This is a genomic window from Acidovorax sp. Root217, from assembly GCF_001428645.1.
Taxonomy (GTDB): domain Bacteria; phylum Pseudomonadota; class Gammaproteobacteria; order Burkholderiales; family Burkholderiaceae_C; genus Acidovorax.
In genome coordinates this window covers 299-14,903 of sequence record NZ_LMIH01000043.1, presented here as the reverse complement: position 1 = coordinate 14,903, position 14,605 = coordinate 299, and the positions used below count along the sequence as shown (strand labels likewise).

Below are 14,605 nucleotides of genomic sequence, written 5' to 3'. Positions count from 1 at the left end.
GATGCAGGTGACACGGAGGGTGCGCTGGAGATACTCGATTTAGCGGAAAAAAACCGCGCAGACGATGAATACACACAATCGATTCGCGCCAGCGTGCTGCAGAGAACCGCATCCTGCGCAAACCGCCACCCTGCGCATGGAGAAAACCAGCGCGGGTAATCGCAATGCTGCACCCTACAGCAACGAAACCGAGAGATAAGAGGGGCGGATTCAAAACTGAAGTGCAACACCTGAACCTCAGGTAACTTTCACAGATGACTTCACGATACACGCACTTGCAGCAACAAGAGCGCTTCAGCGCTGGCCTCGCTTGTCCAACAAGATTCTAGCCAGCGTGCCATCCCCCGGCTGCTCGGGCGTAGCCCCAGCACCGTCTGCCACGAGCTTGCGCGAAATGCCGCTGGCTGCCAGGGCTACGTTTCCACGACTGCTCAGGCCCGTTGTGAGACACGGCGCAAGCTTGCCAGGCCATTGCCCAAGCTTCATTCTGACGACGCTTTATGGCGCATTGTCGGTGATCTTCTCTTATGGCGCTGGTCGCCCCAGCAGATTGAGTCGCCCCGGGTTTGGGGAGGCTCAACACTTTGAGAGGACAGGCGTCCGCTAAGCTATCACGACAAGCAAGGCCCAGCGGATCAAAGAACTAGAGCGCGTGGAGCGCGCTAGCAGGCCAACATGCGAGGTGTTGGCGACCAAAGCCGTGAATAGGCGAAATAGGTAAGGATCTTGAAAAAGAAACGCCGGCTGATGCCGGCGATATCTCCCACAAATCTCCCCAAAGGTCCCGACGCTGGTTCCGTCAGGAGGGAGAAAGTGGTAGGCGCGATTGGACTCGAACCAACGACCCCCACCATGTCAAGGTGGTGCTCTAACCAGCTGAGCTACGCGCCTGTGTTGTTCTGTTCAAGACCACGATTATAGCCATAAAAAAAGGCCATCCGGCAAAGTTGCAGCAAAAGATTCAAAAGACTACTGCCGGCCGCTGCGGCGCCCTGCCCTGCAAGGGGCCGCCGGCGTCCTCGTGCCCTCAAGCCTCGATGCTGCAGTTCGCGCGCTGGAGGGCCGCATCGATCCACGCAATGTCCTGCGTGCCATCAGCGATCTCGGCCACCATCACGGCTTCGATCTGCTGCTTCTGGTGCGCAGCGGCCAGCAGTTGCTCGGCCTGGGCGTAGGGCACGCACAGCAGGCCGTCTTCGTCGCCGATGACCAGGTCGCCGGGCTCGATGACCATGCCGTCGATGGCGATGGGCACGTTGATCTCGCCGGGGCCGTCCTTGTAGGGGCCGCGGTGGGTGACGCCGGCGGCGAACACCGGAAAGCTGTCCTTGCGGATCACCGTGCTGTCGCGGATGGCGCCGTTGATGACGATGCCGGCAAAGCCCTTGAGCTTGGCCTCGCCCACCATGATCTCGCCGATGAGCGCGTTGGTGAGGTCGCCGCCCGCGTCCACCACGATCACGTCGCCGGGTTGCGCGAGCTTCAATGCCTTGTGGATCAGCAAATTGTCGCCCGGGCGGGTGCGGATGGTGAGGGCCGGGCCGGCCATGGCGGTGCCGTCGTGCATGGGGCGCAGGCGCGGGCCGCCGGCCGTCATGCGCGACATGCAGTCGCTGACGTTGGCCACGGGCACTTCCAAAAATTGCCGGGCCAGCTCCAGGCTCACGGCGCGTTTGCGTTTCAAAATTTGGCAGCCGATCATGGTGCGGTTCTCACTTGAATAGGGATGTAAATGGGCAAGCGCTTAGTCGAGCGTGGTGCCCGAGCTCTTGACGATGGGAGCCAGGCGGGCGCGGTCGCTGGCATACAGCTTGGCCATGTCGTCCGGTGTGCCGGTGATGAGCTCGGCGCCGGAGTCCACGATCTTCTTGGTGGTGTCGGGCGCGTTCACCACCTTGTTGATGGCTTCGTTGAGCTGCTTGACGATGGCGTCGGGGGTGCTGGCCGGGGCCATCACGCCCCACACGCTGGCCAGCTCCACGCCCTTCACGCCGGATTCGGTGTAGGTGGGCACGTCGGGCAGCAGCTTGGAGCGGCGTGCCGTGGTTACGGCGATGGCGCGCACCTTGCCGGCCTGGATCTGCGACATCAGCGTGGGGATGGAGCCCATGTACATGTCGATGCGCCCGCCCAGCAGGTCGGGCATGGCCTGCGCCATGCCGCGAAACGGCACGTGGGTGAACTTCACGTTCGAGCTCTTTTGCCAGGCCTCGCTGATCAGGTGCGAGATGGTGCCGGTGCCGGGCGTGGCAAAGCTCAGGCGGCCGGGGTCTTTCTTGGCGGCCTGGATGATGTCGTCGAGGGTCTTGTACGGTGAATCGGCATTGACCACCAGCACGGCCGGGCCCACTGCGACCAGGGCCACGGCGCGCAGGTCCTTGTCGGGGTTGTAGGTGAGCTTGGAGTACAGCAGCGGGTTGAGCACCGCATTGTCGGTCTGCGCCATCACCAGCGTCAGGCCATCACCGGGCGCCTTGGCGACCTGGTCGAGCGCCAGGTTGCCGCCGGCACCGGGCTTGTTCTCCACCACGATGGCCCAGCCATAGGCATCGGTGAGCTTGGTGCTGACCAGCCGGGTGAGGTTGTCGGTGCCCCCGCCCGCAGGGAAGGGCACGAGGATCTTGATGGGCCGCTGCGGGTAGTTGCCCTGGGCATGGGCCGGGGCGATGGTTGCCGCGGCAGCCGCCAGGGCCAGCAGGCCGCCGAGGGCCAGGGTACGTCGGGTCAAGGTCGTCATCATTGCAGGTGTCTCCTATAGGTTGGTATTCGGATAGCGCGGTGGTCGATCAAGAACGGCTGGCGAGCACGTGGCTGCCCAGCCAGGCGATGGCTTCGTCGGTGGACGTGCCGGTGAAGGGCTGCGCCGCATGCGCCTGGGCCGTGGCGGCGAACAGCGCTTCGACGGCGGGCGAGACGACCGGCGCCAGGCCGTGCCGCACCATCTGCTGCTGCGCCTCGGCCACCTCGTTGCGGCGGCGTGCCGAGTGCGGGATGTGCGTGCGCACCATGGATTCCATCAGCGTGCGCAGCGGTGTCTCGTCGATGTCCTGCAACACGGCATACAGCTGCTCGCGCAGACCCATCTGCTGGGCGGTGACCAGGCACTCCACCGCCAGTGCCTCGGTGCCCTTGGTGTAGATGCTGCGCAAGAGCTTGAGCGAGGCGGCGTCGCCCGGCTGCTCGCCCACCACGCGGACGGAGCCGCCGAAGGGCAAGAACAATTCCTGTACAAAACCGGCCTTGCCACCGGCCACCAGCAGCGGCGTCTTCTTGCCGCCCAGGTTGACGGCGCCGGTGATGGCCACGTCCACGAAGTGCACCGCCCTGCCCTGTGCGCCATGTGCGCCGTGTTGGGCCAACTCGCCACATTCGCGCATCTCCTGCGGGTCGGCCGTGGTCATGTCCACATACACCGCGCCATCCTGCAGATGGGGCAGGCAGGCCTCGAACAGGCTGCGCGCCACGGTGCCGAACACGGCGCTCACCACCACGTCGGCCCCGGCCAGCCAGGCACCGGGGGCGGTGTGCACCTGCGCACCAACGGCCTGCACAGCAGCGGCTACCGCCGCGTTGGGCTGCAGGTCGCACAGGCCCACCAGGCTGTGCCCCTGCTCCACAAAGGCCTGCATGTAGCAGGCGCCGACCATTCCGCCACCGAGGATTGCGAATTTCATGAAAGTACAAATTTAAAACATTGGTGGCAGTTTATGAAGCTTCGCACCCAATGATTCACAGGGATTTCCCGTAGTCCTGCACAAATTTGTACTTGTTTTGTATTTTTTTCTTGCCGCCACAGGGCGCAGCGCGAAGCACTGCCGTCACCTAGAATCAGCGCACCATCCCCACCCACCTGGTGCAAACACAGTGCAAAACGTGAAAGACAAGGCGTACGAGGTTCTGCGGCAGCGGCTCATCGGCGGCCACTACAGTCCCGGCGAGCAGCTCAAGGAGGAGCCCATCGCCCGCGACCTGGGGCTGAGCCGCACGCCGGTGCGCAATGCGCTGCACCGCCTGGTGGAAGACGGCCTGGCAACCGACGGCGCGGGCCAGGGCATCCGCGTCTCGGAGTGGAGCGACTGGGATGTGGAAGAGACCTTCCAGCTGCGCATGCTGCTGGAGCCATATGCCTCCTTCCTCGCGGCCACACGCGGTGGCGAGGGGCTGGCCGATGAGCTGGAAGCCAGCAACCAGCGCATGGAGGCCGGCATTGCCGCCGGCCACGATGGCATTGCCGAGGTGCAGTCCGCCAACCGGGATTTTCACCACGCGCTGATCGAGGCATCGGGCTCGCCGCGCCTCAAAACCATGCTGGCGACCATGATCGACATGCCGATCATCAAGCGCTCGTTCTACATCTACACGCCCGAAGAGCTGGTGCAAAGCCTGCACCACCACCGCGACCTGGTGATTGCGGTGCGCGCCCGAGATGGTGAGCTGGCGCGCCAGGTGATGCAGCTGCACCTGCGCATGTCGTACCACCGGTTCATGGCGCACCGGGGCGAGTACAAGCGCGGCCCCGCGGCTTAGAGCTGCTCAAAAACTCTTCTGGCGCCGTTGCTGCGTCTTGTCGTACTACCCGTACTGCCTGCGACGCAGCGCCTAGCCAGAACCGCTGCGCTGAGTTTTGTGAGCAGCTCTTGAAGGCTGTTATCGGCGCCGGGCCGACCGCACCCCTTGAACCCCCGCCACGATCCCCAGCACCTTGTTCAAGCGCCCTGAATCGGCCACCTCCACGGTGAAGGTCATCCACGCCGTGCCCTTGACCGACTGGGTCTGCACGCCGATGACGTTGGTCTTCTCGCGCGCAAACACCTCGGAAATGTCGCGCAGCAGGCCTTGGCGGTCGGCGGCTTCTACGGCCACGTCCACGGGGTAGACGGCGGGCTTGTCCGTGGCCCTGGCCTTGGGCAGGCCCCAGTCCACGTCGATCACGCGCTCGCCGTTCTTGGCGGCCATTTCGCGGAAGTTGCTGCAGTCGGCGCGGTGCACGCTCACGCCCTTGCCGCGCGTGACAAAGCCGCGTATGTCGTCCGGCGGCGCGGGCTTGCAGCACTTGGCCAGTTGGGTCATGAGCGAGTCGATGCCCACCACCAGCACGCCGCCCTTGGGGCTCGATGATTCATTGCCGCGCGGCTTTTTGAGCAGCAGGTAGTCGTCGTCGTTCTGCGGGGGCTCGGCCGGGCGCAGCACGGTCTCGATGTTGCGCAGCGAGAACTCGTCCTTGCCCACCACCTCGAACAAGGCCTCGGCCGATTTGAAGCCCAGCTGCACGGCCAGGTCGTCGAGCTTCACGGCCGTCTTGCCCTCGCGCTGCAGCAGGCGCTCCACGGCCTCGCGGCCGCGGGCCACGGTTTCGTGCGTGGCCTGGGCGTTGAACCAGGCGCGCACCTTGGCCTTGGCGCGGTTGCTGGTGAGGTAGCCGAGTTCGGCGTTGAGCCAGTCGCGCGAGGGGCGGCCCTCTTTCACGGTGACGATCTCCACCGTCTGGCCGTTCTGCAGCGCGGTGTTCAGCGGCACCATCACGCCGTCGACCTTGGCGCCGCGGCAGCGATGGCCCAGGCTGGTGTGCACGGTGTAGGCAAAGTCCACCGGGGTGGCGCCCTGGGGCAGGTCGACCACGGCGGCCTCGGGGGTCAGCACGTAGATGCGGTCCTCGAACAGGCCATTGCTCTTTTGCGCATGGCCGGCCAGGTCGCGCTCCCACGCCAGCAGTTGGCGCAGCACGGCGATCTTGGCGTCGTATTCGCCCGTGGCGGCCACGCCCGCATAGCCCTTGGTGCCCGCCTCCTTGTAGGCCCAGTGGGCGGCCACGCCGTGCTCGGCATGCTCGTGCATGGCCTGGGTGCGGATCTGGATCTCGATGGGCTTGCCGTTGAGGTCGTCGCGCACGATGGTGTGCAGCGACTGATAACCATTGGCCTTGGGCTTGGCGATGTAGTCGTCGAACTCTTCGACGATGGGTGCAAAGCGCTGGTGCACCCAGCTCAGCGCGGCATAGCAATCCTTCACCGTGGGCACCACCACGCGCAGCGCGCGGATGTCGTACACCTGGTCGAAGTTGAGCGACTTGCCGCGCATCTTTTTCACGATGCTGTAGATGTGCTTGGGCCGGCCCTGCACGCTGGCGCTGATGCTGCGCGCACGCAGGTCCGACTCGAGCCGGGCGCGCAACTGCTCCATGTAGACCTCGCGCTCGCCGCGCTTCTCATCGAGCAGGCGCGCCACCTCCTTGTAGGTGTCGGGCTCCAGAAAGCGGAAGGACAAATCCTCCAGCTCCCACTTCACCTGCCAGATGCCCAGGCGGTTGGCCAGCTGCGCAAACACCTGCAGCGATTCACGCGCCAGGCTGGGCGACATGGGCAGCTTGGTGGCCGCGTGAAAGCGCAGCGTCTGCAGCCGCGAGGCCAGGCGCAGCATGACCACGCGCAGGTCGCGCGAGAAGGCCAGCAGCATCTTGCGCACGTTCTCGGTCTGCAGGGCCGGGTCTTCGAGTTGCTGCGCGCCGCGCGCCTGCTGCTGCACGCGCACGAGCTTGGTGGTCTCCACCGCCAGCGCGGCAAAGTTGGCGCCAAAGGCCTTGGTGATGACTTCCTCGGGCTTGTTCAGGTGCACGCACGAGTACACGAGGTAGCTGGCGGCCTGCATGGCTTCAGACCCGCCAATGGTCTTCAGGATGGCGGCCACGGCATCGGCGTGGGCCAAGGTGTTCTCGCCAGAATCGAGCGCTTCGCTGGCGATCAGCGGCTCGGCAAAGGCGCGGGCGCGCACCAGGGCATTGAGCTGTTCGGGCAGCGTGTGGGCGGTGGCCGCGATCAGCTGGGGCACGGCCTCGGCCGTGTTCAGCGGCGGGCCGGGGGGCGGGGCAAGCGTCTTCATGCGGTGGAGGCACCTTCCTCCGACAACACAGACTCTGCCAGCAAAAAGCCCGCCACGGCGGCCACCTGGTCGGCCGCGACCAGGGTGGGCGCATGGCCCACGCCCGCAAACTCCACCAGCTGCGCACGCGGGCCGCGCTCGGCCATGGCCTGCGCGGTCTCATGCGAGAGCAGGTCCGAATCCGCGCCGCGCAGCAGCAGCGTGCGCGCCGTGATCTGGTCGTACAGCTGCCACAAAAAGGCCTCGCCCGCAGCGGCGGCCTCTTGCGTCATGGCCCGAAACGGCACGGCGATGGCGGGGTCATAGTGCAAGGTGAGCCCTCCCTTGCCATCTTCATTGGGCAGGCTGCGCACCATGGCGCGCGACAGCTCCAGCCACTGGGCCGGCGTGTGCGGGCCAAAGCTGGTGGAGACGGCCCAGGTGGCATCGGCCGCCTGCTGCAGCGATTCGAACCGGGCGGCAAACCCGAGGTACTGGCCGATGCGCTGGATCGCAAGCCACTGGATCACCGGGCCCACGTCGTTGAGCACCAGGCGGCGCACCGGCACGGGCAGCGGCAGCCCCGGCTGGCCGATGACGCCCATGCCGATCAGCCCGCCCATGCTGGTGCCCACCCAGTCGAGCGTGGTGATGGGCGCCTGCTGGTGCAACTGCGCCAGCAGGGCCAGCATGTCGGCGCCGTACTGGGGTATCTGGTAGCCCATGGGGTCGGCCAGCCAGTCGCTCTGGCCACGGCCCACCACGTCGGGGCAGATGACGCGGGCGTGCTGGCTCAACTCGCGCGCCAGCACGTCGAAATCGCGCCCCTGGCGCGACAGGCCGTGCACGCAGACGATCACGTGCGGGTGGGCGGGGTTGCCCGTGGCATTCCACTCCCAATACGCCATGCGGTGCTGCGGGCCGGTGACGGGCCGGGCGGCAGCAGGGTCTTGGCCGGCGGGCACCGCTGTGGCCCCGGGGCCGGGGCACAGTACGTAGTTCAGCGTAGGTTCTATCATGGGTGCGAAATCCAGTAGCGGCACTTGATAATGCCTGCGTTCAATCGGCGCCCGCCAGGAGCCCTGGCAAGGCGTTGCCTTCATCGTAATTCATATTCATCTTCACCTTTCATTCGGAGTGACTCACATGCTCAAAGGCAAAACGGCCCTCGTCACTGGCTCCACCAGCGGCATCGGCCTCGGTATTGCAAAAGCCCTCGCCAGCCAGGGCGCCAATATCGTCCTGAACGGTTTCGGTGATGTGGACACCCCCCGCGCCGAAGTGCTGGCCGCCGGCAAGGCCGCCGGCGCCCAGGTGGCCTACCACGGCGCCGACATGGGCCGCGTGGCCGACATCGAAGACATGATGAAGTACGCCGCCAGCCAGTTCGGCCGGGTGGACATTCTGGTCAACAACGCTGGCATCCAGCACGTGGCCAACGTGGAAGACTTCCCCGTCGAGAAGTGGGACGCCATCATCGCCATCAACCTCAGCAGCGCCTTCCACGCATCGCGCCTGGCCCTGCCCGCCATGAAGGCCGCCAACTGGGGCCGCATCATCAACCTGGCGTCCGTTCACGGCCTGGTCGGCTCGGCGCAAAAATCCGCCTACGTGGCCGCCAAGCACGGCATCGTCGGCCTGACCAAGGTGACCGCCCTGGAGAACGCCACCACCGGCGTCACCTGCAACGCGATCTGCCCCGGCTGGGTGCTGACCCCCCTGGTACAAAAACAGGTGGACGCCAAGGCCGCCGAGCACGGCCTGTCGAACGAAGACGCCAAGAAGCTGCTGCTGGGCGAAAAAGAGCCCTCGATGCAGTTCACCACGCCTGAAGAGCTGGGCGAACTGGCCGTGTTCTTCTGCTCTGCTGCGGCCAACAATGTGCGCGGCGTGGCGTGGAACATGGATGGGGGTTGGGCGGCGCAGTGAGGGGGCCTGCCCTACCCTCGGCACCGCCCCGCCCCCGGCACATAGAGCTGTGCACGCCGCCAGGGCGCGGCAAAGCATGCAGGAGACCGTCTCGTTCGACTGCTTGCCGAGAGCTCAGACGAGCAGCAGTGTGAAGTGCGGTGGCTGCTGTTGCTCCCACTCCAGTGTGCCGCCCAGGTACTTCTATCGCGGCTGCCGGGTTAGCGTTGAACGATGCACTCCGTTACTTGGCGTCATGTCTTGGACGGTGCCGCAGCCGCAGAGCCGCAGGGCCGACTGGACACACTGTCCACCGACGCACCACGCGCCCTGTCTATCATCGTCCATGGACCGCCCCACCCCTTCCATGGACCGATGACCGTGACGACTGCCAAAGAAGACAGCCCCTCCCCCAGCGCCTGGATGCGCAGCGCACGCAAGACCTGCTCCGTGCGTTGCAAGAGCTATCGGACGCCCATGGGCTGGGCATTGACACTGCCGCCCTGGCCGCAGCCCGGCAGCCGCTGGCGCCGCAAGACGACCAGTACCCTGAGGCCTGCCTGCACCTGCAGGCCTTGTTCCCCCGGGGCGCCGCGGCCCACACGCAAGAATGGCCCGGCTACGAACGCGGCTGCGCATCAGGCACAGCAAGTCGGAAGTGAAGATACGGCTGCCCCTGCCCGCGCCATTCGACGCTTGGTGGGCACAGGCCAAACAGAACGCTGCCGCCCGGTAACCTGGAATCGCGCTGGTTAAGGAGGCGGGCGCGAGCCCATGCCTTGCCCGCCCTGGTTGCCATCCACCCACCCTCCAGCTTTTTTTGCACCCCACCAGGCCCGTACGCCCATGATGGAACTCCCGCTCCAATTCGACTGCCTCTTTGATGACCCGACACAGGCCAGCGCCTTTGCCGCCCTGCTGAACGACAGGCCCCAGGAGCTGATGGAGCACCTGCACCGCCACTGCCCCGAGGCCGAAGACGACGAGTGGACCTATGTGGAAAGCGGCCCGGCCGACGCGCAGGGCCTGCGGGTCATGAGCGACCTGGTCCTGCACGCCTATGAACACAGGGTGTGGCGCACGATGGGCGCAGGCCTGGCCGCGCTGGGCGCCCGCCGGGCCAAGCTTATGCGCAAGACACTGGAATCCGCGCACCCCACAGGCATCGTGCACCTGGTGGATGGCACAGCCGTGACGCCCTGCATGCACGCGCTGGCCGGGCGGCGTGGCGAGCCCCTGGTGGCAGCACTGTGGGACGACGACGTGGCGCGATTGCAGGCCCTGCTGTCCTCAGGTGCGGCCACACCTGGCGAGGCACTTTGCCTGGCCGCGTTGCGGGGTGCACCCCACGCGCTGGCCGCATTGCTGGCCCTGCACGGCCCCCTGGTGAACCAGCCGGACGCCGGCGGCAACACCCCGCTGGTGAACGCGCTGCTGGGCGGGCAAGTGGACGCGATGCGGCAGTTGCTGGCGGCCGGCGCGGACGTGAATGCCACCGTGCACCTGACACCCGCGCTGCAGGAACTTGCGGCGATGGAAGATGCGATCCAAGAGCCCGGGGACCTCTGGTCCCAACGGGCGCTCTACCGCTACGTGGTGGAGCACGCCCTGGTGGCCGAGGGCTACTCGGCCACTGAATGGGCGCTGGCGCAGGGCCAACCCGAGGCTGCCCACCTGCTGCTGGACCATGCCCCGGCGCTGTGCTGGGCCGAGGGAGAGGACGAGGCATCCACCCTGGGCACCTGCATCGATGGCGGCACACCGGAGTTGCTGCAGAGGCTGCTGCTACGAGCGGTGGCAGAGGGCCGCACCGAGCCGGCCCACGAGAACTGGCTGGACCACGCGGTATACCTGCGGCGCTTCGCGATGATCGACCTGCTGCTGGCCCATGGCTGCGACATCGACCGCCCCAATGAGGCCGGCGAAACGCCGCTGCACACGGCCGCCATGACGCACTTCGCCCTGCAGTCGAACCAGGGCATCGAGTTCCTGCTCTCGCGCGGAGCGCAGGTGGACAGCGTGGATTCCGAAGGCAAGACGCCGCTCATGTGCGCCATGCGTTACATCTACGAGTGGAACAGCGCACGCATGCAAGGCCTGCACTGGCTGCTGCTCGCTGGCGCCAGCACCAAGGCCCGGGACCACGAAGGGCATTCGGTGGCCTGGCACGCACAGGAGGAGGGCATACCGCTCAAGGAAGTGCTGGCCCTGTCCAAGCAGATGCGGGCGCAGGAGCGTGCCGCGCAGCGAGGGGAAGGCTGACCGAGAAACCGTTGCGCAGGGCCCGCAAGAACCGCCGAGCCTCGCGCAGCCCGCCTGCCCTACACAATCAAACCACCACTTCGGGCAGCTGCGTGCAGTGCTCGAAGAAGGCCTGCAGCTCGGTCACCTTGTCGAACACCGCATCCGCCCCCAGGGCAAGGCAGCGTTCGCGCATCTCGGGTGTGGCGTAGTTGGAAAGCACCAGCACATGCTGGTCCGACGAGCGCGGCCCCACGGCCTGCAGCACGTCGAGGCCCGAGCCCTGGCCCAGGTGCAGGTCGACCACCAGCAGGTGCCACTTGCCGCGCCAACGCGCCAGCGCCTGCCCGGCGCCTATCGACGTTTTTGCAATGGCCACCACCTGCGCGTTGGCAGTTTCTTCCAGCGCCGGGACCAGGGTGTCGCAAATGGGTTTGTTGTCTTCTACAAGAATGGTGACGAGAGGCATCTTCAATGGGGGATGCAGCGCCTGGCAGAGGCGCTGAACATACATCAGGTTGGGGTAGCAGGTGCCGCCATCGCCCTGTGGCGGGTGCGGCAGGGCCGAGTCAGGAGCGCAAGCGCTGCCGGGCCGTGGGGCTTACCAAGAGCGGCTAACAAAACTCAGCGAAGCGGTTCTGGCTAGGCGCTGCGTCGCAGGCAGTAAGGTAGTACGACAAGACGCAGCAACGACGCCAGAAGAGTTTTGTTAGCCGCTCTAAGCGGAGGTCAGGCCCGCAGAGGAAAGGTCAGCGGAGCCTCCATCGCAATCTCTTCGACGCGCACGTCCATCAGCGTGATTTCGAGCGGGCCGTAGTACGACAGGAACGCGACATCTGCCGCATCCCTGCCGTAGGCTACCACGATGCGCCCGCCCCTTGCATGGGCCTGGGTTCCGTCGAACGCATACCAGCGGTCACCCACGAAGGCCTCGAACCAGGCGTGCATGTCCATGGGGTCGAGCGCGTGCAGGTAGCCCACGACGTAGCGCGCCGGGATGTCGAGGGCCCGGCACAGGCCGATGGCCACGTGCGAGAAATCCCGGCACACGCCGGCGCCATCGTTCAGGGTGTCCAGCGCATCGGTGGTGCCGCTGCTGACGTTGTAGCGGTACTCCAGGTTATGGTGCACCCAGCTGCGGATGGCCTCGACCTGGCCATAGCCCGGTGAGGCATCGCCCACGATCTCGCGCGCCTTGTCCTGCATCTTGTCGGACGGGCAGTAGCGGCTTTGCAGCAGGTACTTGAGCGCCTCGAAGGGCAGCGCTTCCACCGGCACGGCGGCGGCGCTGGCGTCCACCGCGATGTCGGTGTCGGTGATCATGATCATGTCGACCTCGATACGCATCTGCCCCTGCGGAATCTTGAGCCGCTGGCACAAGTTGCCATGGTCGTCCACATACTCCGTCATCGGCACGACGGGCGTCAGCTCGTAGCGCTCCTGCACCATCCACTGCGCATCGCCGCTTCTTGGGCGAAGCACCGCCACCACGGCACAGTCCGCGTCGGCGGACAGTGTCATGTGGCAGGTGGCGTGCAGCTTGACGAAGGTTTTGTTCATCCAGGGAGTCTAGGGGCTGTCACCGGGTGCGACGGCCGACAATGCCCCTAAAAAGCGCTCGATCCGGCACCACGTCGCATGGCGGATCCCTTACGCCGCCAGCGCCACCGGAGCGGACCGCCGTGCCGCGCGCACGAACTCCGGCAAAAAGGTGCGCCGCGCCCCGTTCGGAAACTCCACCGTCACCGAATGCGCGTTGGCCTCGACCACCTGGCCGGCGCCATAGCGCCTGGCGCGCACGGCGTCGCCGCCGGTGAAGGCAGGCCGGGCGCTCGCCGGCTGCGGGCGCACCTCGATCGGCTGCTCGGGCGTGGCCACGGCCGGCACCAGGCGCGACAGCTCGGCGATGCGCAGGCAGTTGTCGCAGCGGCCACAGCCATCGGCAGCAGCACCGTTGTCACCGAGCGCCGACAGCACCCCCTGCCAGCGGCAGCGGCCGCTCTGCGAGTAGGCGACCATCGCCTCCAGCGTGGTGCTGTCCTGCTCGCGGCGGCTGCGGTAGCTGGCCAGCAGGGGCTCCAGGGCCGCGTCGTCCAGCTCGCGGGCCAGGGTAAAGCGGCCGGCCCGGTCGCGCCGCACCACCTTGTGGCTGCGCAGCAGGCTCAGCGCCACCCTGACCTTGGCACTGGGGCGCGACACGGCGTCGACGATGGCGTCGGCCGTCCAGCCGCCTTCAGGCGCGGTGTGCAGCAGCGCGGCGTGCACGGCCTGCACATCGTCCAGCGTGGGGTAGCGGCCCGAGGCGAAGAACTGCTGCAGCGCCCGGTCCTGCCGCACGTAGAGCAGCGTGCACTGCGAGTCATTGCCGTCGCGCCCTGCGCGACCCGCCTCCTGGTAGTAGGCGTCCACGCTGGCGGGCATCTGGTAGTGCAGCACGAAGCGGATGTCCGGCTTGTCGATGCCCAGGCCGAAGGCGTTGGTGGCCACCATCACGCGCACCCGGCCGTCCATGAAGTCGTCCTGCGCCTGCGCGCGCTGCGCAGCAGGCAGGCGCCCGTGGTACAGGCCCACACTTTCGCCGGCTGCGGCCAGCTTGGCATGCAGCTCTTGCGCATTCTTGACCGTGGCGGTGTAGACGATGGCCGGGCCCTGGCTGGCCGCCACCAGTTGCAGCGCACGCGGCAACCGGTCGGCAGCGCGGCCCAGTTGCTCCACCGCCAGCTGCAGGTTGGGCCGGTAGGCGCCGGTCTGCACCACGTTGGCGGCGGCAATGCCGAACTGGGCCACGATCTCCTTCATCACCGCCGGCTTGGCCGTGGCCGTGAGCGCCAGCACCGTGGGCCGCCCCAGCGCGCGCACGGCCGGCGCGATCTCCAGAAAGGCGGGCCGAAAGTCGTGGCCCCACTGGGCAATGCAGTGCGCCTCGTCCACCACCAGCAGGCTCACCGTGTGCCGGGCCAGCGCCGCGGTCAGCGCCGGGTCGGCCATCTGCTCGGGCGTGGTCAGCACGATGCGCGCACTGCCGCTCTCGATGGCCTGGCGGGCTGCGGCCAGCTCATCGCTGCCGATGGCACTGTTGACCTGCACCACCGCCACGCCGAGTTCGCGCAGGGCGTCGCACTGGTCCTTCATCAGCGCGACCAGGGGCGACACCACCACGGTGGTGCCCGGTAGCAGCAGCGCCGGCAACTGGTAGCACAGCGATTTGCCCGCGCCGGTGGGCATCACCGCCAAGGTGCTGGCGCCGTGCAGCACGCGCTGCACCACGTCCAGCTGGCCGGGCCGCAGGCGCTTAAGGCCGAAGACCTTGCGCAGGGTTTTCTGGATGGTGTCGGGGGTGGCGATGGGGGTGGACGCTGGGGCCGAGGGGGTGCGTGCGGTCCTGCGGCTGGTGGTGGTAGCGGTGTTCATTTCGGGCCCTTGCCGGGTGGCGGAGGTGCTGTGTTGGATGAGGCTGATTGTGGGAAGGCACAACTTGCGCCACGCGCCGGAATGCTGCGCACGAGCGTGTAAGACAGCAGGCGCTGTTCGGGCGCTGCGGATGCGGTGCGGTTGGTGGGTGGTGGTTGCTGCGTGCTTGTGTCGAGGGCAGAGGCCGGGA

12 protein-coding genes and 1 tRNA gene are annotated in these 14,605 nt (G+C 66.8%); 4 read left to right on the top strand and 9 right to left on the bottom strand.

Annotation, left to right across the window (positions count from 1 at the left end; translation table 11 throughout):
• The first annotated feature begins 300 nt into the window (after window positions 1–300).
• Window positions 301–588: a helix-turn-helix domain-containing protein gene (locus ASE31_RS33195; RefSeq protein ID WP_157412705.1), complete on the top strand. Its 288-nt coding sequence runs from the start codon at window positions 301–303 to the stop codon at window positions 586–588.
• A 226-nt stretch (window positions 589–814) separates the two neighbouring features.
• Here ASE31_RS33195 and ASE31_RS29285 read toward each other — a convergent pair.
• The 4 genes from ASE31_RS29285 to ASE31_RS29270 all read right to left on the bottom strand — a co-directional run bounded on the left by ASE31_RS29285 (window position 815) and on the right by ASE31_RS29270 (window position 3,674).
• Window positions 815–891, bottom strand: a tRNA-Val gene (locus ASE31_RS29285).
• 136 nt (window positions 892–1,027) lie between these two features.
• Window positions 1,028–1,702: an RraA family protein gene (locus ASE31_RS29280; protein ID WP_057206547.1), complete on the bottom strand. Its 675-nt coding sequence runs from the start codon at window positions 1,700–1,702 to the stop codon at window positions 1,028–1,030.
• Window positions 1,703–1,744: 42 nt separating this feature from the next.
• Window positions 1,745–2,737 carry a tripartite tricarboxylate transporter substrate binding protein gene (locus ASE31_RS29275; protein WP_057206575.1) on the bottom strand — a complete coding sequence of 331 codons (993 nt, stop codon included), beginning with the start codon at window positions 2,735–2,737 and terminating at the stop codon, window positions 1,745–1,747.
• 49 nt (window positions 2,738–2,786) lie between these two features.
• Complete coding sequence (locus tag ASE31_RS29270) at window positions 2,787–3,674, bottom strand: NAD(P)-dependent oxidoreductase (RefSeq protein WP_082604426.1); 888 nt, start codon at window positions 3,672–3,674, stop codon at window positions 2,787–2,789.
• Window positions 3,675–3,864: 190 nt separating this feature from the next.
• On the opposite strand from ASE31_RS29270, the gene ASE31_RS29265 reads away from it, so the two are divergent.
• Window positions 3,865–4,527, top strand: a complete 663-nt coding sequence (locus ASE31_RS29265; protein WP_057206543.1) for a GntR family transcriptional regulator — start codon at window positions 3,865–3,867, stop codon at window positions 4,525–4,527.
• A 120-nt stretch (window positions 4,528–4,647) separates the two neighbouring features.
• On the opposite strand, the gene ASE31_RS29260 is transcribed toward ASE31_RS29265, so the two are convergent.
• Together ASE31_RS29260 and ASE31_RS29255 are read right to left on the bottom strand one after the other, a co-directional pair.
• Window positions 4,648–6,876 carry a bifunctional (p)ppGpp synthetase/guanosine-3',5'-bis(diphosphate) 3'-pyrophosphohydrolase gene (locus ASE31_RS29260; RefSeq protein WP_057206541.1) on the bottom strand — a complete coding sequence of 743 codons (2,229 nt, stop codon included), beginning with the start codon at window positions 6,874–6,876 and terminating at the stop codon, window positions 4,648–4,650.
• The gene (locus ASE31_RS29255; protein ID WP_057206539.1) at window positions 6,873–7,874 is read right to left on the bottom strand and encodes an alpha/beta fold hydrolase; all 1,002 of its coding nucleotides are present in this window, start codon (window positions 7,872–7,874) and stop codon (window positions 6,873–6,875) included. Before ASE31_RS29255 ends, ASE31_RS29260 begins: the two co-directional genes overlap by 4 nt.
• Window positions 7,875–8,001: 127 nt before the next feature.
• On the opposite strand from ASE31_RS29255, the gene ASE31_RS29250 reads away from it, so the two are divergent.
• Both ASE31_RS29250 and ASE31_RS29245 read left to right on the top strand, forming a co-directional pair.
• A complete protein-coding gene (locus ASE31_RS29250) occupies window positions 8,002–8,784 on the top strand; it encodes a 3-hydroxybutyrate dehydrogenase (protein ID WP_057206537.1) in 783 nt (260 codons plus the stop codon).
• Between the two features lie 825 nt (window positions 8,785–9,609).
• On the top strand, window positions 9,610–11,025 hold the full coding sequence (locus ASE31_RS29245; protein WP_057206535.1) for an ankyrin repeat domain-containing protein: 1,416 nt from the start codon (window positions 9,610–9,612) through the stop codon (window positions 11,023–11,025).
• 67 nt (window positions 11,026–11,092) lie between these two features.
• On the opposite strand, the gene ASE31_RS29240 is transcribed toward ASE31_RS29245, so the two are convergent.
• The 3 genes from ASE31_RS29240 to ASE31_RS29230 all read right to left on the bottom strand — a co-directional run bounded on the left by ASE31_RS29240 (window position 11,093) and on the right by ASE31_RS29230 (window position 14,415).
• Complete coding sequence (locus ASE31_RS29240) at window positions 11,093–11,473, bottom strand: response regulator (protein ID WP_057206533.1); 381 nt, start codon at window positions 11,471–11,473, stop codon at window positions 11,093–11,095.
• Between the two features lie 260 nt (window positions 11,474–11,733).
• Window positions 11,734–12,564, bottom strand: a complete 831-nt coding sequence (locus ASE31_RS29235; RefSeq protein ID WP_057206531.1) for a transglutaminase family protein — start codon at window positions 12,562–12,564, stop codon at window positions 11,734–11,736.
• Window positions 12,565–12,654: 90 nt separating this feature from the next.
• Entirely contained in the window at window positions 12,655–14,415 is a 1,761-nt protein-coding gene (locus ASE31_RS29230; protein WP_057206529.1) for an ATP-dependent DNA helicase RecQ, read from the bottom strand.
• Window positions 14,416–14,605 lie beyond the last annotated feature (190 nt).